General features: G+C 29.7%; 22 protein-coding genes and 1 other RNA gene. 8 read left to right on the forward strand and 15 right to left on the reverse strand.

The features are described from left to right. Positions 1-100 precede the first annotated feature (100 nt). The 8 genes from CLCT_RS03880 to rnpB all read left to right on the forward strand — a co-directional run bounded on the left by CLCT_RS03880 (position 101) and on the right by rnpB (position 6,357). Positions 101-1,321, forward strand: a complete 1,221-nt coding sequence (locus CLCT_RS03880) for an argininosuccinate synthase (protein WP_039628318.1) — start codon at positions 101-103, stop codon at positions 1,319-1,321. Between the two features lie 12 nt (positions 1,322-1,333). After that, on the forward strand, positions 1,334-1,777 hold the full coding sequence (rplI, locus tag CLCT_RS03885; protein WP_149062316.1) for a 50S ribosomal protein L9: 444 nt from the start codon (positions 1,334-1,336) through the stop codon (positions 1,775-1,777). Further along, positions 1,777-2,319, forward strand: a complete 543-nt coding sequence (gene hslV / locus CLCT_RS03890; protein ID WP_039668385.1) for an ATP-dependent protease subunit HslV — start codon at positions 1,777-1,779, stop codon at positions 2,317-2,319. Before rplI ends, hslV begins: the two co-directional genes overlap by 1 nt. Beyond that, a complete protein-coding gene (gene hslU / locus CLCT_RS03895; RefSeq protein WP_039668386.1) occupies positions 2,316-3,635 on the forward strand; it encodes an ATP-dependent protease ATPase subunit HslU in 1,320 nt (439 codons plus the stop codon). Before hslV ends, hslU begins: the two co-directional genes overlap by 4 nt. After that, positions 3,632-4,504 carry a GTPase Era gene (gene era, locus CLCT_RS03900; RefSeq protein ID WP_039668387.1) on the forward strand — a complete coding sequence of 291 codons (873 nt, stop codon included), beginning with the start codon at positions 3,632-3,634 and terminating at the stop codon, positions 4,502-4,504. The genes hslU and era overlap by 4 nt, the downstream gene beginning before the upstream one ends. Further along, positions 4,494-5,504: a hypothetical protein gene (locus CLCT_RS03905; RefSeq protein WP_149062317.1), complete on the forward strand. Its 1,011-nt coding sequence runs from the start codon at positions 4,494-4,496 to the stop codon at positions 5,502-5,504. The genes era and CLCT_RS03905 overlap by 11 nt, the downstream gene beginning before the upstream one ends. Continuing rightward, positions 5,467-6,006, forward strand: a complete 540-nt coding sequence (locus CLCT_RS03910; protein WP_149062318.1) for a hypothetical protein — start codon at positions 5,467-5,469, stop codon at positions 6,004-6,006. Before CLCT_RS03905 ends, CLCT_RS03910 begins: the two co-directional genes overlap by 38 nt. A gap of 26 nt (positions 6,007-6,032) precedes the next feature. Next, an RNA gene (rnpB, locus tag CLCT_RS03915) (RNase P RNA component class A) lies at positions 6,033-6,357 on the forward strand. On the opposite strand, the gene CLCT_RS03920 is transcribed toward rnpB, so the two are convergent. The 15 genes from CLCT_RS03920 to CLCT_RS03990 form a co-directional block, all read right to left on the reverse strand. Continuing rightward, entirely contained in the window at positions 6,352-6,588 is a 237-nt protein-coding gene (locus tag CLCT_RS03920) for a hypothetical protein (RefSeq protein WP_149062319.1), read from the reverse strand. The two genes, rnpB and CLCT_RS03920, sit on opposite strands and share 6 nt — an antisense overlap. Beyond that, positions 6,564-6,935, reverse strand: a complete 372-nt coding sequence (gene fliS / locus CLCT_RS03925) for a flagellar export chaperone FliS (protein WP_039668391.1) — start codon at positions 6,933-6,935, stop codon at positions 6,564-6,566. Before fliS ends, CLCT_RS03920 begins: the two co-directional genes overlap by 25 nt. Positions 6,936-6,952: 17 nt before the next feature. Then, positions 6,953-9,241, reverse strand: coding sequence for a flagellar filament capping protein FliD (gene fliD, locus CLCT_RS03930; RefSeq protein WP_149062320.1), 2,289 nt, complete (start codon positions 9,239-9,241; stop codon positions 6,953-6,955). Positions 9,242-9,243: 2 nt separating this feature from the next. Next, positions 9,244-9,585 carry a flagella length regulator FlaG gene (flaG, locus tag CLCT_RS03935; RefSeq protein WP_039668392.1) on the reverse strand — a complete coding sequence of 114 codons (342 nt, stop codon included), beginning with the start codon at positions 9,583-9,585 and terminating at the stop codon, positions 9,244-9,246. A 117-nt stretch (positions 9,586-9,702) separates the two neighbouring features. Beyond that, a complete protein-coding gene (locus CLCT_RS03940) occupies positions 9,703-11,496 on the reverse strand; it encodes a menaquinone biosynthesis decarboxylase (RefSeq protein WP_149062321.1) in 1,794 nt (597 codons plus the stop codon). Further along, a complete protein-coding gene (gene hemC / locus CLCT_RS03945) occupies positions 11,497-12,423 on the reverse strand; it encodes a hydroxymethylbilane synthase (protein WP_149062322.1) in 927 nt (308 codons plus the stop codon). Further along, the gene (locus tag CLCT_RS03950; protein ID WP_149062323.1) at positions 12,414-12,809 is read right to left on the reverse strand and encodes an FxsA family protein; all 396 of its coding nucleotides are present in this window, start codon (positions 12,807-12,809) and stop codon (positions 12,414-12,416) included. Before CLCT_RS03950 ends, hemC begins: the two co-directional genes overlap by 10 nt. Next, the gene (locus tag CLCT_RS03955; RefSeq protein WP_149062777.1) at positions 12,806-14,506 is read right to left on the reverse strand and encodes a proline--tRNA ligase; all 1,701 of its coding nucleotides are present in this window, start codon (positions 14,504-14,506) and stop codon (positions 12,806-12,808) included. The genes CLCT_RS03950 and CLCT_RS03955 overlap by 4 nt, the downstream gene beginning before the upstream one ends. Then, positions 14,493-15,800, reverse strand: a complete 1,308-nt coding sequence (gene hemA / locus CLCT_RS03960) for a glutamyl-tRNA reductase (protein ID WP_149062324.1) — start codon at positions 15,798-15,800, stop codon at positions 14,493-14,495. Before hemA ends, CLCT_RS03955 begins: the two co-directional genes overlap by 14 nt. After that, entirely contained in the window at positions 15,800-16,693 is an 894-nt protein-coding gene (locus CLCT_RS03965; protein WP_149062325.1) for a polyprenyl synthetase family protein, read from the reverse strand. The genes hemA and CLCT_RS03965 overlap by 1 nt, the downstream gene beginning before the upstream one ends. A gap of 47 nt (positions 16,694-16,740) precedes the next feature. After that, positions 16,741-17,181, reverse strand: coding sequence for an exporting protein (locus tag CLCT_RS03970; protein WP_371315833.1), 441 nt, complete (start codon positions 17,179-17,181; stop codon positions 16,741-16,743). Next, positions 17,178-17,441 (reverse strand): DUF2018 family protein, encoded by a 264-nt coding sequence (locus tag CLCT_RS03975; protein WP_039628328.1) that lies wholly within the window; start codon positions 17,439-17,441, stop codon positions 17,178-17,180. Before CLCT_RS03975 ends, CLCT_RS03970 begins: the two co-directional genes overlap by 4 nt. Positions 17,442-17,444: 3 nt before the next feature. Continuing rightward, on the reverse strand, positions 17,445-18,071 hold the full coding sequence (locus CLCT_RS03980; protein WP_039668400.1) for an HAD family hydrolase: 627 nt from the start codon (positions 18,069-18,071) through the stop codon (positions 17,445-17,447). After that, entirely contained in the window at positions 18,068-18,400 is a 333-nt protein-coding gene (locus CLCT_RS03985) for a hypothetical protein (protein WP_039668401.1), read from the reverse strand. Before CLCT_RS03985 ends, CLCT_RS03980 begins: the two co-directional genes overlap by 4 nt. Then, positions 18,397-20,022: a cation:proton antiporter domain-containing protein gene (locus CLCT_RS03990; protein WP_149062327.1), complete on the reverse strand. Its 1,626-nt coding sequence runs from the start codon at positions 20,020-20,022 to the stop codon at positions 18,397-18,399. The genes CLCT_RS03985 and CLCT_RS03990 overlap by 4 nt, the downstream gene beginning before the upstream one ends. Between the last annotated feature and the right edge of the window lie 11 nt (positions 20,023-20,033).

The following is a 20,033-nucleotide window of genomic DNA, read 5'->3' on the forward strand; positions in this document are numbered from 1 at the left end:
CAAAAAATACAAGAAAATGTTATAAAATGTTTAAGTATTTTACATTATATTAAGCTAAATTCGTTAAATTTTAAAATTATTTTTACAAAGAGGAAAGACAATGAAAAAAGATATCAAAAAAGTGGTTTTAGCATATTCTGGTGGACTTGATACAAGTATAATTTTAAAATGGTTGCAAGATGAGTATAAATGTGAAGTGGTAACTTTCACAGCAGATATTGGACAAGGTGAAGAGCTTGAGCCTGCTAGAAAAAAAGCACTTTCTTTGGGTGTAAAAGAAGAAAATATTTTTATTCAAGATCTAAAAGATGAATTTGTAAAAGATTATGTATTTCCTATGTTTAGAGCAAATGCTATCTATGAAGGAGAATATTTACTAGGTACAAGTATAGCAAGACCTTTGATAGCAAAAGCTTTAGTAGAAATAGCAAATAAAACAAAAGCAGATGCTATTAGCCATGGGGCAACAGGTAAAGGAAATGATCAAGTGCGTTTTGAATTAGGTGCTTTGGCGCTAAATCCAAATTTAGCCATCATTGCTCCTTGGAGAGAATGGGATTTAAATAGCCGTGAAAAACTCTTAGCTTATGCGCAAAAACATGGCATTGATATAGCTAAAAAGCCAGGTAAGTCACCTTATTCTATGGATGCAAATTTATTGCATATTTCTTATGAAGGTTTAGTGCTTGAAGATCCTGCGGCTAAACCCGAAGCAGATATGTGGCGTTGGGTGAAAGATTTAAAAGAAACTCCAAATGAAAGCGAAGTGATAGAGCTTGAGTTTAGCAAAGGCGATTTGTGTGCTATTAATGGAGAAAAAATGTCTCCTGCGCAGCTTTTAGCAAAACTTAACGAGCTTGGTGCAAAACATGGTATAGGTCGTCTTGATATTGTTGAAAATCGCTATGTGGGTATGAAAAGTAGAGGTTGTTATGAAACTCCAGGTGGAAGTATACTTTTAAAAGCACACCGTGCTATCGAAAGTATCACTCTTGATAGAGAAGCAGCACATTTAAAAGATGAATTGATGCCAAAATATGCAAGTTTAATTTATAATGGTTATTGGTTCTCACCTGAAAGATTAATGCTTCAAGCCTTAATTGATGAGTCACAAAAATACGTTAATGGTAAAGTTAAACTTGAATTATACAAAGGTAATGTAATGGTAATAGGCAGAGAAAGTGCGAATGATAGCTTATTTAGTGAGGCTTATTGTACTTTCGAAGAAGATGCTGTGTATGATCAAAAAGATGCAGCAGGTTTTATAAGATTAAATGCTTTAAGATTTATCATTGCAGGTAAAAATGGAAGAAAATTTTAGAAAAGGAAAACAATGAAAGTATTATTGATTAAAGATGTAAAAAGCTTAGGAAAAGCAGGAGAAATTAAAGAAGTAAAAGATGGATATGGACAAAATTTTTTAATTGCTAAAGGTTTTGCTAAAGCTGCTACACATGAAGTTTTGAAACAATATGAAGCAGAGCAAAAGAAAAAGGCAGAAAATTTAAGATTTGAGCTTGCAAATTTGGAAAAATTAAAAGAAGAATTATCTAAAATCACTATTTGTATAGCTAAGCCTGTAGGAGCCAATGGAAGCTTGTTTGGTGGAGTTACTAAAGATGAAATTGCACATGCGCTAAAGGATCAAAAAGGCATAGAGCTTGATAAAAAAAGCTTAGAATGTGATACTATAAAAGAGCTTGGTGTGCATGAAATTTCAGCAAAATTAGGCCATGCAATTCATGCTGTATTTAAGCTAGAAGTTAAAGGAGAATAATGTTTCACGCAACTACAATTTTAGCTTATAAAGGCAAAAATAAGTCTGTAATTGGCGGAGATGGACAAGTAAGTTTTGGAAACACTGTTTTAAAAAATAATGCGGTTAAAATTAGAAAATTAAATAATGGAAAAGTGTTAGCAGGCTTTGCAGGAAGCACTGCTGATGCTTTTAATCTTTTTGATATGTTTGAAAAACTACTTTCTAGTTCTAAGGGTGATTTGCTAAAAGCTGCAATAGATTTTTCAAAAGAATGGCGTAAGGATAAATACTTAAGAAAACTTGAAGCAATGATGCTAGTATTAGATAGAAATCATATATTTTTACTTTCAGGAACTGGAGATGTGGTTGAGCCTGAAGATGGCGCTATAGCAGCTATTGGTAGTGGTGGCAATTATGCACTTTCTGCTGCAAGAGCTTTAGCTAAGCATTCAAATTTAGATGAGGAGGAATTAGTCAAAGAAAGTTTGCAAATAGCTGGTGAAATTTGTATTTATACCAATACAAATATTAAAACTTATGTAATTGAGGATGATAAATGAATTTAACTCCAAAAGAGATTGTGAAATTTTTAGATGATTATGTAATTGGACAAAAAAATGCCAAAAAAATCATAGCAATTGCTTTAAGAAATCGTTATAGAAGAATGCAACTTAGTCCTGAACTTCAAGATGATATCATGCCAAAAAATATTTTAATGATAGGATCAACTGGGGTTGGTAAAACAGAGATTGCAAGACGCCTTGCTAAGATGATGGGGCTTCCTTTTGTAAAAGTTGAAGCAAGTAAATATACTGAAGTTGGTTTTGTTGGGCGTGATGTAGAAAGCATGGTTAGAGATTTAGCTAATGCTGCTTTAAATTTAGTAAAAAATGAAGAAAAAGAAAAAAACAAAGAAAAAATTAATGAATTTATAGAAAATAAGATTTTAGAAAAACTTTTACCGCCTTTACCAAAGGGTGTTAGTGAAGAAAAACAAGAAGAGTATCAAAAATCTTTAGAAAAAATGCGCATGAAATTAAAAGCTGGTGATTTAGATGATAGCACAATAGAAGTTGAAATTTCACAAAGCGTATTTGATACTAATCCAAATTTACCACCTGAAATGGGTGCTATGCAAGATATAGTAAAAGTTATTGGTGTGGGTAATAAAAAAGTTAAAAAAGAAATGAAAGTAAAAGATGCAAGAATAGCTCTAGCTCAAGAAGCAAGTGAGAAAATTCTTGATATGGAAAGTATTAAAGGCGAGGCTTTAAGAAGAGCAGAAAATGAAGGGATTATTTTTATCGATGAGATAGATAAAGTAGCAGTTTCAAGCTCCAATTCAAACCGCCAAGATCCAAGCAAAGAAGGGGTGCAAAGAGATTTGCTTCCTATAGTTGAAGGTAGTACTATACAAACTAAATTTGGACCTTTAAAGACTGATCATATTTTATTTATCGCTGCAGGTGCTTTTCATCTAAGTAAGCCAAGTGATTTAATCCCTGAGCTTCAAGGGCGCTTTCCTTTAAGAGTTGAGCTTGATTCATTAGATGAGGATGCTTTATATGCTATTTTAACAAGACCTAAAAATTCATTACTAACACAATACATTGAGCTTTTAAAAACTGAAAATGTAGAGCTTGTTTTTGAAGATGAAGCTATTAGAGAAATAGCAAAAATAGCAAGCAAGGCTAATGAAGAAATGCAAGATATTGGCGCAAGACGTTTGCATACAGTAGTGGAAAAACTTTTAGAAGATATTAGTTTTGAAGCAGATGAATACGCAGGTAAGGTATATAAAATAGATGATTTTAAAGTGCAAGTTAAGCTTGGAGATATCATAGAGAATAAAGATTTAGCTAGGTATATCTTGTGAAAAGTGGCTTTATAAGCATAGTGGGTAGAACTAATGCAGGAAAAAGTTCTATCCTAAATTCTTTATTAGAAGAAAAAGTTGCTATGGTTTCTCATAAGCAAAATGCTACAAGAAGAAAGATTAATGCGATTATAATGCATGAAAATCATCAGCTTATTTTTATAGATACACCAGGTTTGCATGTAAGTTCTAAGGTTATGAATCAGCTTATGATTGATTTGGCGATTAAAAGCATTGCTGATTGTGATGTGATTTTATTTGTAGTTAGTATTTATGATGATATTAAAGATTATGAAAATTTTTTAAATTTAAACCCTAAAGTACCACATATTGTGTTAATTAATAAGGTTGATTTAGTAAAAAAAGAAGTTTTGCTTAAAAAATTAAACGAGTATTCTCAGTTTAGCTCACATTTTAGTGCTATTATGCCCTATTCTGCTAAGAAAAAATTTTATAAAAACATTCTTTTAGATGAAATGGTTAAGTATTTGCCTGAGCACCCGTATTATTTTGATCCTGAGTTTATTACTACAACAAATGAAAAGGATATTTATAGAGATTTTATCTTAGAAGCCATATATGAAAATTTAAGTGATGAAATTCCTTATAGTACTGAAGTAAAAATAGAAAAAATCAAAGAACTAGAGCAGATTTATTATATCAATGCCACTATCATTACAGATAGTAATTCTCACAAAGGAATGATATTGGGTAAAGATGGTGCTACAATTAAGCGTATAGGTAAAGAAGCTAGAGTGAAAATAGAAAAATTAGCACAAAAAAAGGTAATGTTAAAATTGTTCGTTCAACTTGAGAAAAATTGGCACAAAAACGAGCAAAACCTTAAGAAAATACTTTATGATGAGTAAGAAAATTATTCTAAAAGATTTTCTTGCTTATGAAAAGCTTTTATATATTAAATTTGCAAATCCTATTAGCGAAGATGAAATTTTAAAAAAGAGTTTTGAAGAGCTTGGTCTTAAAGATGATTTTTCTTATAAGTTAAAATATTTTCAAGATAATTCTTTTACATATGTATTCTTGTGCAAGTATGAAGATATTTTAGATATCGATTATGTGATCCCAGAACCCCTACTTTTTGAAGCGTATTTTAAGAATAATACAAATAATGAAAATCTTGCATTATTGTTTAAGGAAAAATACATAGTTTTAGTGGAATATTTAGGATGTGAATTTCAAAATTGTAAAGTTATGCCATTAAACATCTATGATAAAATATATGAAGAAAAATTAAAAAATACTTATAAGCACATTATAAGCATAGATGATACTCAAAATCTTAGCAGTTTTGATAAATTTAATAGTAATATTTTTTATCAAAAATTGTTAAAAAATTGTGATCAAGTCAAGATTAATTTTACCAACAAAGAAAAAATAAATCATTTAAAATCTTTTAGTTTTAAGATTTTATTGGCTTTTGTTTGTGGAGTTTTACTAGCTTTAGCTTATCCTTTGTATTTATATATACAAAAATCATTTTATGAAAATGAGAGAACAAAATATGAAAATTTAATAAAAAAGCAAGATGGTATTTTAGAACAGGTAAAAATAAATCAAAAGCAAAATCAAGGGTTTAAAAAACTACAAGAAGAAAATGAGTTAAAGGTTGATTTGTTGCAAAAATTTTATACAAATACGCTTTGTTATAAAGATTTTTATGATTTTTTAAGAGTTTTAAATTCTCATCAATCTTATATAGAGGCTTTACATGTTAAAAATAATGATTTTATTATAGAGCTTAAAAATGACTATGAATTTTATGAAGATTTTAAAAAACATCATTTTGTATTAAAAAATAAAGAAGTTAATAATGGAAAAATCACTCTTGTTTTTGAAAAATCTTTATAAAAATTTAGAAAATATCTTTGCTAGATTATCTGAGCGTGAATTTATATTATCTTTGATAGTTGTTTTTGTTTTTGGTTTTTTCATAGTTTATATGGGTGTTTTTGGCTATTTTGAAAAACAAATGAAGTTGTCAAAAGATGAACTATATAATTTACAAACAAAATATGAGCAAAAACAAGAAGTGATTTCTGATTTAAAAGAAGATGAAAATATATCTTATAATGAACAGTTGTTTTTTAATATAAACAGAGATTATCAAAGCATTTTAAAGGATATAGAAAAGAATCTTAATGGAGCTCAATCTTTGCAAATTCAAAGTTACAAAAGTCAAGATGAATATTTTGCTTATTATGAATTAAGATTAAGTTTTGTTGGTGATTTTATTTTTTTAACGCAGTTTTTGCAAAAACTAGATCCTTATATAAAAGTTAAAAATTTGGAACTTATAAAATATGAAAATAAATTAAAAATTACACTAAATCTTGTTTTTGCTCTGGTATAAAAATAATTTTTTTGGTAGAATTTGTCTAAACATGGCAAGCGATCGCTTCTTTTTGAAGAGGAAAGTCCGAGCTGCAATAAGACAAAGATTCCATCTAATGGATGGCTAGGGCAACCTAAGGGAAAGTGCAACAGAAAGAAAACTACCATATTTTATATGGAAAAGGTGAAACGGTAGAGTAAGAGCCTACCAGTAGCTTTGGTAACAAAGCTAGCTATGTAAACCCAATCTGCAGCAAGAAGGGGTGGTTTTTGTCTTATAATATAACCCTTCGCTTGAACTTGTTTGTAAAAACAAGTCTAGATAAATGATCGTTCTTGACAGAACTCGGCTTATAGCCATGTTTTACTTTATATAAGCAGAAGCTTTTTTGAGTTTTTGTAAATTAACAGCTATGTCATCTTGCTTTTTTTTCATAAAAGCTATCGCTTCATTAGTCAGTGCTAAAGCCTCATTGGGACAATCTTTATAATCAGGTTTTTCCATAAGTTTAACTATTTTTTCTACATCTTCAGTATAAACAGCTAGTTTAAACTCATCAATCCAATTTTTTTCACTCATTTTTGGTGTACTTCTCTCCAAGCTTCCAATAAGCCTTTTACTACATTTATTACTTCATCTACTCTTGCTTCGCTGTTTTCTATATTTGCTAAAGAAAGAAGTTGTAATTCTCTAGTGTACAAGCCACTTAAATAATGTGCTACTTCGCCGCCCTTATCATAATCAAGACAATTTAACAATTCAATAAAAATAGCACTAGCTCTTTTTACATAATACACTCTTTCTTCTATATTTTCATTTTGTATAGCTATTTTTATCCTACTTGAAAAGCGTAAAATCCCAGCATAAAGCATTTCGATTAATTTTTCTTGAGATTCTACACCCACTTGATTTTGTGAATATGCACTATAAACCGCACTATTTACCATTTAAAATCCTTTCATTATTAAGAATTTTGATTATTTGCTGCATTAATCATATTGGTAATAACACTTGCTTGATTATTTAATTTTGCAATTATACCATCATATGCAGCCCATCTTGACCACATTGTGTCATATCTGCTTTCTATAGATTTTTTAGTTGCATCTATAGTTTCATTTAGATTTTTTGATTCTTTGGTTAATGCATCCTTATAGCCACCAAAAGATCCATCAGAGCTTACCATTTCCTTCATGGTATTTTTTAAAATTCCAAAAGTTCCTGTTTCTTCTTTGTAAGTTGAATACATAGTTTTAGGACTTAAACCGAATTCTTTTAAGAAATTTTTATCTCCTTGAATTTCTAGATTGCTACCTGAAGTTCCTTTGATTTTAAGCTGTATTTTTTGATTTTGCGTTCCTTGGTTGATTACTTCAAAGCTAGCCTCCAACCCTTCTAAACCAAAACTATTGATATGTTTAACTAAATTTTGAGCCATTTCTACATCATCTTTTCCAGTTAAAACAAAATCAGTTCCATCTTTGTTTTTAGACAAATCAATAGTTTCGTCATTATAAATAATCTTGAAATCTTTACCTTTAAATTCAACTCCTTTAGGATATTTTGTAGCTAAACCACTAAAATTATCCCCTATTAAGTCAATATCTTCAAATCCACTACTTCCAACAAAAAATTTCTCTGCCATTTCAGGATCTTCGTTAAATTTGGTATTAAATTTAGAAGAATCAAAAGTCATCACTCCATCTGATAAAGTTAATCCATAATCTGCTAAAGATAAACTAACTTTAGATGATACTTTAATACCTTCTGAAGTATCACTATCACCTTCTATAACAGTTCCATCTACTGTTATAGTTTTAAGTAAAATATCATTAATTTGAGATTTGATATTATAAATTTCACTTACACCTACAAAATTTCCTTTAGTTCCTGCCTCAACATCATATTTTGTAGCAGCGGTAATATTTTGCATTAAATCATTATAAGCAGTAGCTAAATTTTGCATAGCCTCTGATAAAGCTTCAGTATCTTGACTTACGTTAAAATTAATTTCACCTTTTTGTTTTAATTCTAAAGTTACATCAGTACCTATATCTGTGATAGTATTAGTTGGTCTTGACATTTTAACACCATCTACACTAAAAATTGCATCCATACCTTTTTGAATATGATTGGTACTATCTTTGATATTATAACCTTGAGGGGTGCTAGTATCTAAAGTAATTCCAAATTTAGAACTTAATAAATTGGTAGCTTTACTATCTCTAGTATAATTATCATAATCAATATTACCATTTGAATCTTTAGCATAGCCCCCATCAAATACGCTAAGTTCTCCTCCATTAGTAGTTCTAAATTTACCATTTTTTAAATCAAGTTCTATTTTTCCATTTGTTTGTTTTTTTAATTCATCTGCTAAACTTTGGTAGGTAGTCTGATCATCAATATCAATGGTGTATCTTTCGTAATTTTCACCATTTTTAATTACAAAAGTTAAAGAAGTTTTTTCGCCTGAATTTAAAAGCTTCTGATCTTTAATAGCATCTAAACCTGTATTCCCTTGTATTTCCTCTTTGCTGCTATTTCCGCTTGGTCTAAAACCAAATAAACCACCAGCACTAATACTATTCTTATCAAGTTCCCAACCTAAACCTGCAAGTAATTTATCATCTCCAGAGAATGAAATATTATTTTGTGCTCCAGTTTCTGTACTTTGCACTACTAAGCGGTAAGGGTTGTTTTTGTCGCCTGTGTTGACAATTTTTGCTTCAATTTTACCACCAGAAATTCCATTGATTTTTTCTGCAAGTTGAGATACTGTAGTGCTTTGATCGATATCGATTTTATAATTTTTACCATTTTGTGTAATAGTAAAAGAAGCACTATTTCCTTGCAATCCTAAACTTTTCATTACAGATTCTGTTTTATCTTTAAATCCATTACTTTGATAAACATCTTTTTGAGCAAGTTGATCTACCACTACATTCATATTTTTCAGATCAGACAAAGATCCAACCGTCAAACTAGCAGCAGCGCTATCTCCGCTTACACTAGGAGAAACTTTTTTTTGATTAAATTGAGAAGCATCACCAAGACTATTTACTGCTGTTTGAAAAGCTAAAAGTTTTGCTTCTAACTCTGCTAAATCTTTTTGTCTTGAGCTATTAGTTTCTAATTGAGAATTATATAAACTTAAATTCGCATTCATTTCTGCTTCTTTTAGTTTATTAAGTGTATCGCTTGTTAAAACTCCTGAACCTATTCCTAAACTTCCCAAACTACCTACTGCCATAATTAACTCTCCTTATCAAAAATGGTGCCAATAACACCTTGGAAATGTTCTATTAATTTCATAACTTCTTCACTAGGGATTTTACGTATTAAACGACCCGTGTCTTTTTCAGTTACGCTAACATACATTTCATGAATTTTATCATTGTACGCAAAACGTACATTTGTTTCTAATGTTTCCATTTGGTTATTAAGTTTTTCTGTCGCATTTTTTAGTTTCTCATTTAAATTCTCATCTTGATTATTTAAATCAGTATATTGTTTATTGTCTTGAGATACTCTCTCGGTGTTTTTTGTGTTAAATTGAGCTGTATTTGTATCTCTTTGAATATTACCAATGTCCATTTTAAACTCCTTTTTAAAAGACTTTAAAATACTCTATCGACATAATTTTAAAAAACTTAATATTTAGATTAAAAATCTATCTTTTTATAAGCAAAAAGTGTTCTCAAAAGTTTAAAACTAAAAAATTTCAAACTTTTTGAATAATTTTTCATCATTTGGAAGTAAATTTCTTGCAATGAGTTTATCTATAACTTCTTTAGAGCAATTTGTCATTAAAGGCCATTCTTTGTGATAATTTTCTAACGATCCTTTACTTGTTGCATCAATAGCAACGCAATCTTTTTTGATAAATATATCTCTTTTTGTATCTATATTATTTACCACACGCCAAATTAGCATGTAAGGATTTTCTAAAATAGCATCTGTATCTAAGAAAACCAAGATTCTAAAATGCTTTTTACAAGTTTGTAATTTTTCAAAAACTTGAGCAATTTTTTCTTTTTTGTTAATTAAAATTACGCAAATTGGGGCAAAAGTTTGAGTATAAAATTGCTTTAAATTTAAAATACTTTGATCTTTTTCTTTAAAAAGTGAAAGCAAAGTCTCATTGCTTAGAATTTCAAGTTCGACTTTTTTCTCATCACCGCACGCATCAAGCCCTGCTTTACCACCATAACAATAAGTGTTTGAGGCATGATCGAGTTGATCACAAATTCCTTCGCTAATAAGCAATTTTTCTTCATCAAAGCGATTGAGTATATAAGGTATGAGTTTGTCATAATCTTGCAAGCAAGGTGCATTTTCATCGACAAAAATAGCATGTTTTACAAAACTCATTTGCCCTACTCCCCAAAAAGTATGCATTATTTGTTTTGCATGAGCTGGGTATTTTGCTTCTATTTTAGCCAAGATTAGATTGTGAAAAACCCCGTTTTCAGGCATATTATAATCTATCAAATCAGGAGCATTTGTTTGAAGTAAAGGTAAAAAAACTCTTTCTGTTCCAAGCCCCATGTATTTATCTTCTAAAGGTGGTTTTCCTACAACAGTAGCTTGATAAATCGCATTTTTTTTAGCAAAGATTTTTTCTATTTTTAAAACAGGGCAAAGTTCAACAGGGGTATAAAAACCTGTATGATCTCCAAAAGGTCCCTCGGGTGCGAATTCATTTGGATCTACAAAACCTTCAATTACAAAATCACTATCATAAGGCACATAAAGACAATTACTTTTACATTTTGCTAAAATAGCAGGTTTTTTCTTGATAAAGCCATAAAGTAAAAGTTCAAAAATTCCTTTTGGTAAAGGCGCTTGAGCACACCAAATATATAAAGGATCTCCACCTATGGCTATACTTACTGGCATTTTTTGATTTGCTTTTTTATACTCATGGAAAAAATGGCTCGCATCTTTATGAATTTGCCAATGCATAAGCAAGGTTTTTTCATCAACTACCTGCAAACGATACATTCCAAGATTGTTTTGTTTTCCATCTAAGCTTTGAGTATAAACTTGCCCCATGGTAATAAAAGGTGCAGCATCTTTTTCCCAGGTTTTTAAAATAGGCATATCATATAATGAATTTAAACTTTTGTAGTTAAATTCTCCATCTTTTTTAATGCGTTTTGGTGGGATATTTTTTAAATCAAGTAAGGTTTTGAAAAAATTTAATTTTGCACCAAAGCTTTGCGGTATATGCATTTTAAGTAAAGAACTAATTTCTTTAGCCACATCTTCATAGTCTTTCCCAAATGCTAATTTTAAAGCTTTTTCATTACAAAAAGTATTTAAAAGAACAGGATAATCGTATTTTTTACCGTTTTTTACCGCATTAGTAAAAAGCAAGGCTTTTGAGTCTTCTTTTTTAACTTCTATATAAGCTAAATGTGCCATTTCAAGATCAACATCAACGGGCTCATGAATGGTTTTTAATAAATTATTTTTTTCTAAAAGCTTTATAAATTTTTGCATTTATATCATACTCTCTGCTTCTTTTAAAATTTCTTTTGCACCTTTTGCTATCATTTCTTTAGCTAAAAGTTCACCCGCTTTTGCGTAATCTTGCTTATCAATTATTCTTTTTTCTTTGAGAATTTTACTTGCGTCAGGCAAGCCTACTATGGCGCGAATTTCTATTTTTTCATCAATGATTTTTGCATTAATTCCTATAGGTACTTGGCAGCCACCTTCTAGAGTTTTTATAAAATCTCTTTCTATATGGGTTTCTATGAAGGCATTTTCATCATTTAAGCATTCAAGGTATTTTAAAATTTGTTTATCATCAATACTTTCTATACCTAAGGCTCCTTGGGAAGCTGCAGGTATCATCTCATCAAGTTCAAAAGCTCTAATGTGTTTTATTTCTTTATCCAAACCTAAGCGTTTAATGCCAGCTAGAGCTAAAATGATAGCGTCAAATTCTTTAGCTTTAAGTTTTTCTAAGCGTGAATTGATATTGCCTCTTAGAGAAATGATATTTAAATCAGGTCTTAACGCTAAAAGCTGCATTCTCCTTCTAAGGCTTGTGGTGCCTACTTTTGCACCTTTTGGGAGAGCACTCAAGCTCTCATAATACTCACTTAAAAAAGCATCATTTACTACTTCTCTTTTTGAAATAGCAGCTAAAACTAAACCTTTTGGGAAAAAACTAGGTACATCTTTTAAACTATGCACAGCTAAATGTGAATTGCCTCTTAGCATACTTTCTTCAAGTTCTTTTGTGAAAAGTCCTTTTCCGCCTATTTTAGCTAAAGGTGAATCAAGTAAAACATCGCCTTTAGTTTTAAAACCTTCTAAAGAAATTTCTAATTTAGAATGTATTTGTAATAATTTATTTTTTATATACTCACTTTGCCATAATGCAAGTTGGCTTTTTCTTGTTGCGATGATTAATTGCATTTTTTATGCTCCTGTATGATTTCTACATCTATGATTTCTTCTTCATTATTTGTTTGATGATATTTTCTTTTTTGTTTTGTAAATAATTTTAATACCATCATGAAAAATAAGAGTAAAATTCCTAAAAATGTACTTAAAATTCCTGGTATTAAAAGCAAAATTCCTACTATAGTTAAAGAAAATAATTTAATCATACCAAATAAATTTGTATTGGTATTTTGCATAGTGATGAGATTTGTCCAAGTCTTTGCTAAAAACATTGCACCTAAAAACATACTTGCAAAAACTATCATAAAAAAATTTAAAAAGCCAAAAAAGGTTATAAATAAAATACTAGCGATTAATTCTAAAATTAAAAATACACTTAAATTTGTTTTTACCATCATAGAATTTTCTCTAAGTGTGAAATTACTTCTTGGGTTTTCAAAACTTGTTTTTCTAAGGTATTTCTATGGATTAACTCTACTTCATCATTTTCTAAGCCCTTACCTATAACTAAAGCATAAGGAAAGCCCATTAATTCAAAATCATTAATCTTTATACCAAAACGCTCATTTCTATCATCAAATAAAATCTCTTTATCTTTAAAATGAGTGTAAATTTGCTCAGCAAATTCCATAGCTTTTGTGTCTTTTATATTAGAAACGATAATATCTAAAACAAAAGGAGCTAGAGTTTTATTCCAAATACAACCTTTTTCATCATGGCTTGCTTCTATGGCAACAGCTACTAAACGACTCACTCCCATACCATAACAACCCATAGTGAAAAATTGAGCTTTACCATTTTCATCTAAATAGCTTGCATTCATTGCTTTTGAGTATTTATTTCCAAGTTTAAAAATATGCCCTACTTCAATACCCTTGCTTTGCTTGAGCTTATGTTGGCATTTTGGACAAAGATCATGCTCTTTAACTGCTACAAGATCTTTAAAGCGTTCTTTGTTTAAATTTACAACATTAATTCCGACTAAATGATAATCTTTTTTATTTGCTCCAATAATCATATTTGTTTCATTTTCAAGCTCATGATCAATATAAAAATCAACACCATTTAATCCTACAAAACCGATAAATCCTGGTGCTAAACCTGCTTTCTCTAATTCTTCTTCACTTACATCAACTAATTCTAATGCATTTGCTGCATTTAGTGCTTTAACTTCTTGTAATTCATCATTACCGCGTATAAAAAATACTATAATTTTTTCTTCATTTTCATAAATAGCTTTTTTGGCAACAGCTTTAATGGTATAGTAAGGATTAATTTTAAAAAAATCCGCTAATTCTTCTATAGTTTTTACATTTGGAGTGTGAAATTGTGTAGCAAAATCAGCTTCTGGTCTTTCATCTTCACAACTTTTTTTAGCTCTTTTTGCTGCTTCGATATTTGCAGCATAATCACAATGTTCACATAATAATATATCATCCTCGCCATTTTTAGCCAAAACCATAAATTCTTTTGAACCACTGCCGCCAATAGCCCCGCTATCAGCTTCAACAGCTCTAAATTCAAGCCCCAATCTTGTAAGAATTTTACTATAAGTTTCATGCATAAGATTAAATTCTTTATCTAAATCAGCTTCGCTAGCATGAAAGCTATAGCCATCTTTCATTAAAAATTCTCTACATCTTAAAAGTCCAAATCTAGGTCTAGCTTCATCTCTAAATTTAAGTCCTATTTGATACAAATGTAAAGGAAGTTGTTTGTAAGAATTTATTTTATTTCTTACTAAAGCTACCATAGCTTCTTCATGGGTTGGCCCTAAAACAAAATCATTTTCTTTTCTATCTTTAAAGCGTAAAAGCTCTTTACCAAAAACATTAAATCTCCCACTTTCTTTCCAAAGTTCAGCCGGAGTATTAAAACTTAAATTTACTTCTAAAGCGCCTGCTTTATCCATTTCCTCTTTGATGATATTTTTAATTTTATCTAAAACTCTTTTTCCTAAAGGTAAAAAATTATACAAGCCACTTCCAATTTGTTCTACAAAGGCACCTTTAACTAAAAATATATGACTTGGCAAAGTAGCATCTTTTGGATTTTCTTTTGTGCTTATGGCATAAAATTTACTAAATTTCATGATTATTCTCCAAATTAAATTCACATTTATAAAGGTTTAAACCTTCCATATTTTCATTTTTTAAATCAAACACATAACGCATAGCATTAATTACTGAATCATTTTGCATAGTTCCGCTTAGTTTTTTTAAATTTACGCTAGGATGATGTAAAAATGCATTCATTACTTGTCTTATAAGCTTTTTTGCTTCTTCATGGTTTGAGTGTTTTAAATATCCTTTATCTATAGCCTTTTGTAATTGTTCTTTAGCGATTTCATCAGCTTGTAAGCGCAATTGCTTAACCAAAGGCAAGGTTGCTAGTTTGCTTAGATGTTGAAAAAACTCATTTGTCATAGTACCTACTATAGAATAAGCAATTTGGGCCTGGTGTTCTCTTAGAGTTAAATTTTTTCTTACAACTTCTTCTAAATCATCAACAGCATAGACTATATTTTTTTCATTTGCTTTTACATCAATATCCCTAGGCACTGCTATATCAAAAAAATATCTTTTATAATCTTTTTCTTCTAATAAATCATTAGTTATGATAGCATGTGGAGCATTTGTGGCACTAAAAAATATCTCATATTGATTTAGCACTTCTTTTAAATTTGCAATACTTTCATAGCTTGCATTTTCACCTAAATCCTCGCAAAGCTTTTGAGCATTTTGTATATCTCTATTTAATATCAATACTTTAGCCTTGGCATTTAATAAATGTTTACAGGCTAGTTCGCTCATTTCCCCTGCACCTACTACAACAGCAGTTTTATTTTCTAAATTTACAAGCTCTTTAGCTTTTGCCACCGCCACTGAAGCAACTGAAATAGGATTTTTAGAAATTTCAGTTTGATTTCTAACACTTGCTGCACATTTAAAAGCATAATGCACTGCTCTAGTTATATGCACACCACATCTTTGCTCTTGCAGGGCAAATTTATAAGCATCTTTTAATTGTCCAGCAATTTGTGTTTCACCAATAACTAAGCTATCAAGCGAACTTGCTACAGAAAATAAATGATGGATAGCTCCGCTATCTTCGTAAAAATCAGCCTTAGTGCTTAAATTTTCTCTATCAACTCCACAAAGCAAACTAAGTGTTTTTAAAATATGCTCATTAATGTTTTCAACATCCCCAACAAAAAGAAAAATTTCAACCCTATTGCAAGTACTAAGTACTAAGCTTTCTAAAATTTTATTATTAGTATGGATTAGCTTTAGTAATTCTCTTTTTTTATCTTCATTAGAAAAGGAAAGTTTTTCTCTAGTAGTAATATCTGTATTTTTATGTGTAAAACTGATGCAGTAATAATGCATTAAAATTCCCTTTCTATCATGCTTTTAACAATATCTTCTAAATCTTTTATATTGTATTTTTTTATAGCTTTTAGTGCATTATTTGCATAAGTGTTTAGTTCTTGACTAACTTGATTAAAAATTTCATGCTCTTGTATTTTACTTTTAATCCAAGCAAGCTCATTCGCACTTAAATCTTTCTTGTAGTAAGACTTAAGCATTTCTTGATCTTGTGGATTTAATTTTTCGTGTAAATACATATAAGCAAGAGTGGTTTTACCTTCTTTAAAATCATTCATAGCAGGTTTACCTAAGGTTTGCTCATCACCTTTGATATCTAAAATATCATCTACAATTTGAAAAGCTAAACCTAAATTTTTACCATATTCTGCAAAATCATCTTCGTTTAAATTAGCAAGTATTGCCCCGCACCTTGCACTAGCTTCGATTAAAACGGCTGTTTTATTATATATCATTTGCAAATAAGCGTTTTTATCAGTATTGAAAGTTTCGCTTAAATTTACATCCATTAATTCACCAACAGAAAGCATAACAACAGCATTAGAAATGATTTTTGCTAATTTTAAATCAATCAAAGAAAGTTCATAGAAGGCTTTTGAGTATAAAATATCTCCAAGCATGATAGCATTTTTAGCTCCAAATTGCGCATTAATAGACTTTACACCTCTTCTTAATTTTGCTTCATCAATCACATCATCATGCAATAAGCTTGCAGCATGAATTAACTCTATGATAGCACAGATTTTATAGCTAATATCACTTTCTCCAGCTATTTTTAAAAGTAGTTTTGAGCGTAATTTTTTGCCACCTTGAAGTTTTGAACTCATGGTTAAAATAGGCTCATAATTTAATTCAGATAAAAATTCATGCATATACTGATCGATCTTTTGCACTATGCTTTCCTTAGTTTTCTTATAATTATATTTTATTAAATTTTACTTTAGTTTTGATTAAGAGTGGCTTTTCTAGGGTCTAAAAATTCTACTTCTAATTTCTTATCTCTATCTTCTATATACACAGTAAAAATAGCTTTACCTTTTTTAAAATCACTAAATTCAAGTATCAATCTTGCTCTATCTATATGAGGATTTTTATAATCAGGTACTAAGGTTTGATCTACCCAGTTTAAATTTCTTCTTAAAGACATCACAAATTGCCTAGGATATTTTTTATACTTTGAATGAACGATGATATTGGTTTGATCAAATAAAGTCCATGAGAAGTCAAAATAATAAATCTCATCAGGATAATCAATTTCTTTTATTTTTACACTTGCTTTTTCATCTTTACTTAAGGTAAATTTATAAGTATAATCAAAAAATACTTCAGCCTTTAAAAAATTAAAGATCAAAAATAAAGATAAAAGTAAACGCAAAATCAACCCTCATGCCCTAAAATTTCAGCACTTAAGCCTATATAAAAATCATTCTTTCTCTCATCTATTAAGAGTGAATTTTCTATTTGAAATTGTGCTACATCGCTTTCATTTAAATTATTTTTTTCCAAAAGCTCTATCATAGCGATATGATCGGCTAATAATTTTTCTAAAACATTTTCCAATGCACCCAAATTTGCATATTTTATTGTTTCGATAAATTTTTCTTTGGGACTTTTTGCAAACATTTCATCAAAAATATCCATTTTTTAACCTTTCATGTGAGTTTGAATTTTTTCTATTAAAGTAGTTTTATCATTAGCTTCATCTAAGTCTTTAATTTCTTTTTGCCAAGAAATGTGTATATAATCCATCTTAGCATTTTTAGCACAAAGCCTGTCTTTTAAACTATCGCCTATAAAAACACTTTTTTCATATTTTGCTTCATCTGTGATTAATCTTAGCATCATGGGATCGGGCTTAGCTTCTATACCATAACTAACACCTAATATTTTATCAAAATATGAAAGAATGTTTTGTTTTTTTAAAATAGGCACCAAGCTTTCTTGAGGTGCATTAGTAGCTATAGCCAGATAACAATCATTTTTTTTACAAAATTCCAAAACCTCAAGCACACCATCAAAAAGTACCACGCTTTGATCATAATGCTTGATAAAATACTTCTCATAACCTTCTTTAAAGCTAGTATGTGAGTAAGTATCTACCCCATAAAAAATCTTAGCATAATTTTCTCCAGGAGTATTGATAGTATCTAAAATGAACTCTCTTTTTAAAGGTTTTAAATTGAAATCTGCTCTTATTTCATTTACCGCACATACTATAGCATTAGCACTATCTATAAGTGTGCCATCCATATCAAAAATTACATTTATCAATATTCATCCTTAAATTTAATTTTATGTTTATCTTTTTTATAACTTTGATTATTTTTTAGCTTATATAAGGCATTGGCTTTTGAAGCTAAGGTTTTTTGATCTAAACTCTCATCTAAGCACTCATTTACAAAAAGCTCTAGTGCCTTAGTATAAGTAGAATCCAAAAACACCGCTTGAACTTTTTCAAAGATTTTAGCATTTTTTTGCACTCTTTCTCTAAAAAGTGTTAAATCAAAATCTTCCCTTTTTAAAGCACTCACAGCAGAGTTGGTAAATTTTTCTAAAGCTCTTACGTATTTAACTCTCAAAGCTTTTTCATCATTTTTCATTCTGCTGCACTTGTATTGATTCTGCATTGCAATGCTTCTTGTACTAAATTTCTAGCTATTGAAGCTTCAGCATCTACAATGTGTAAATGTTTATCAGTGTGTGGGAAAATAATCTTAGCACCTGTGCCACTTGTTTTTAAAACCGTTTGTATAGGTTTATTGAAATTAGAAAGTACTTGATAGAGCATGTCAAGTTTAGCTTCATTGCTTATAGTTATAATAGCAACCGAACATTCTTCTATATTAGCTACCTTTAGTGTTTCTACTTGGGCTACATTTGCAAAAAATACATTTTCATTTCTACTACGCCCAAGCTCAACTAAATTTAAATCACTTTCTAAAACTAGATATGGAATACCTGTTTTTTTGATCTTTTGCACTACTTCTTGACCCAATCTTGTATAACCAAAAACGATAAAATGATCTTTCATTTTTTGATCACATAGATAAAATTTAGCCATATCACTTTGTTCACCTTCAGCTGCGTTGGCTATTTTTCTAAGATTATTTAAAATAAAAGGTGTTGCAACCATAGTGATAATAGAAACTATAATAAAAATTTGTGCCGTTTTTTCATCTATAAGTGAATTTACTTGCATTAGCGAAAACACCGCTAGAGCAAATTCTCCAATTTGAGAAATACTCAAAGCAGTTTTTAACGCCACTCTTTTTCTTGTATAAAGGATTAAAAGACCATAAATTACTACAAACTTTATTAACAATACCAAGCTTACAAAAACAAAAATCAAAAACCAATTTTCAAAAACTATATGAAAATCAATTTGCAAGCCAACACTAATAAAGAAAAATCCTAAAAGTAAATCCCTAAAAGGAACTAAATCTGCTTCTATTTTATGTTTATATTTAGTTTCTGCTATCAAAGCTCCAGCTATGAATGCTCCAAGCGAGTAAGAAAAACCAAAAGAATGTGCTAAAAAACTTGCTCCTATTACGGTAAAAAGAATAGTAGCGATGAAAATTTCATTTGCATTAGTCTTAATGATAAATTTTAAAACATAAGTAAAAAGGTATTTACCTATAAAATAAAGCAAAACAAGTAAAATCACAGCGCTGACTAAGGTTGTAAATAAAAGCTTTGAAATATCAGCGTTTTGAGAGCTAAATATATCAATCATCAACAGCAGTGGTATTACGGCAATATCTTGAAAAAGCAAAATTCCCAAAGCTTTTCGGCCATATTCTTCATTGATATCGCCACTATCATTAAGTATTTTTAAAACTATAGCTGTGGAGGATAAAGCTAGGGCAAAACCTGCTATCATTGCTATATGATTTGCTATACCTAAAATATAAGTTACAAGTAAAGTACAAACCAAGCCGCAAGTTAGCATTTGCAAACTTCCATTTAAAAACACTTCTTTTTTCATTGCCAAAAGATGCTTAAATGAAAATTCAAGTCCTATGGTAAACATTAAAAAAACTATACCAAACTCAGCCACATGGATAATGATTTCATTGGTGCTAAAACCATAAAATTCACGCACAAATAAACCTGTGGCTATATAGCCTATAATGGTTGGAATTCCAAATTTTTTAAGTATAACATTAAGTACGACAGCAACTGCTACTGCAGTTAAAAATAAAGTTATAAAAGCATCCACTCACCAACCTT

The sequence above is a fragment of the Campylobacter lari subsp. concheus genome, from assembly GCF_008245025.1.
Lineage (GTDB): Bacteria > Campylobacterota > Campylobacteria > Campylobacterales > Campylobacteraceae > Campylobacter_D > Campylobacter_D concheus.

Excerpts from the sequence above, each read along its gene's own strand:
- hslU (WP_039668386.1), top strand. The coding sequence starts at position 2,316 with ATGAATTTAACTCCAAAAGAGATTGTGAAATTTTTAGATGATTATGTA.
- CLCT_RS03910 (WP_149062318.1), top strand. The coding sequence starts at position 5,467 with ATGGAAAAATCACTCTTGTTTTTGAAAAATCTTTATAAAAATTTAGAA.
- fliD (WP_149062320.1), bottom strand. The coding sequence starts at position 9,241 with ATGGCAGTAGGTAGTTTGGGAAGTTTAGGAATAGGTTCAGGAGTTTTA.
- CLCT_RS03880 (WP_039628318.1), top strand. The coding sequence starts at position 101 with ATGAAAAAAGATATCAAAAAAGTGGTTTTAGCATATTCTGGTGGACTT.
- CLCT_RS03905 (WP_149062317.1), top strand. The coding sequence starts at position 4,494 with ATGATGAGTAAGAAAATTATTCTAAAAGATTTTCTTGCTTATGAAAAG.
- flaG (WP_039668392.1), bottom strand. The coding sequence starts at position 9,585 with ATGGACATTGGTAATATTCAAAGAGATACAAATACAGCTCAATTTAAC.
- hemC (WP_149062322.1), bottom strand. The coding sequence starts at position 12,423 with ATGCAATTAATCATCGCAACAAGAAAAAGCCAACTTGCATTATGGCAA.
- CLCT_RS03940 (WP_149062321.1), bottom strand. The coding sequence starts at position 11,496 with ATGCAAAAATTTATAAAGCTTTTAGAAAAAAATAATTTATTAAAAACC.
- CLCT_RS03975 (WP_039628328.1), bottom strand. The coding sequence starts at position 17,441 with ATGGATATTTTTGATGAAATGTTTGCAAAAAGTCCCAAAGAAAAATTT.
- fliS (WP_039668391.1), bottom strand. The coding sequence starts at position 6,935 with ATGGTAAATAGTGCGGTTTATAGTGCATATTCACAAAATCAAGTGGGT.
- hslV (WP_039668385.1), top strand. The coding sequence starts at position 1,777 with ATGTTTCACGCAACTACAATTTTAGCTTATAAAGGCAAAAATAAGTCT.
- hemA (WP_149062324.1), bottom strand. The coding sequence starts at position 15,800 with ATGCATTATTACTGCATCAGTTTTACACATAAAAATACAGATATTACT.
- CLCT_RS03950 (WP_149062323.1), bottom strand. The coding sequence starts at position 12,809 with ATGATGGTAAAAACAAATTTAAGTGTATTTTTAATTTTAGAATTAATC.
- rplI (WP_149062316.1), top strand. The coding sequence starts at position 1,334 with ATGAAAGTATTATTGATTAAAGATGTAAAAAGCTTAGGAAAAGCAGGA.
- CLCT_RS03985 (WP_039668401.1), bottom strand. The coding sequence starts at position 18,400 with ATGAAAAATGATGAAAAAGCTTTGAGAGTTAAATACGTAAGAGCTTTA.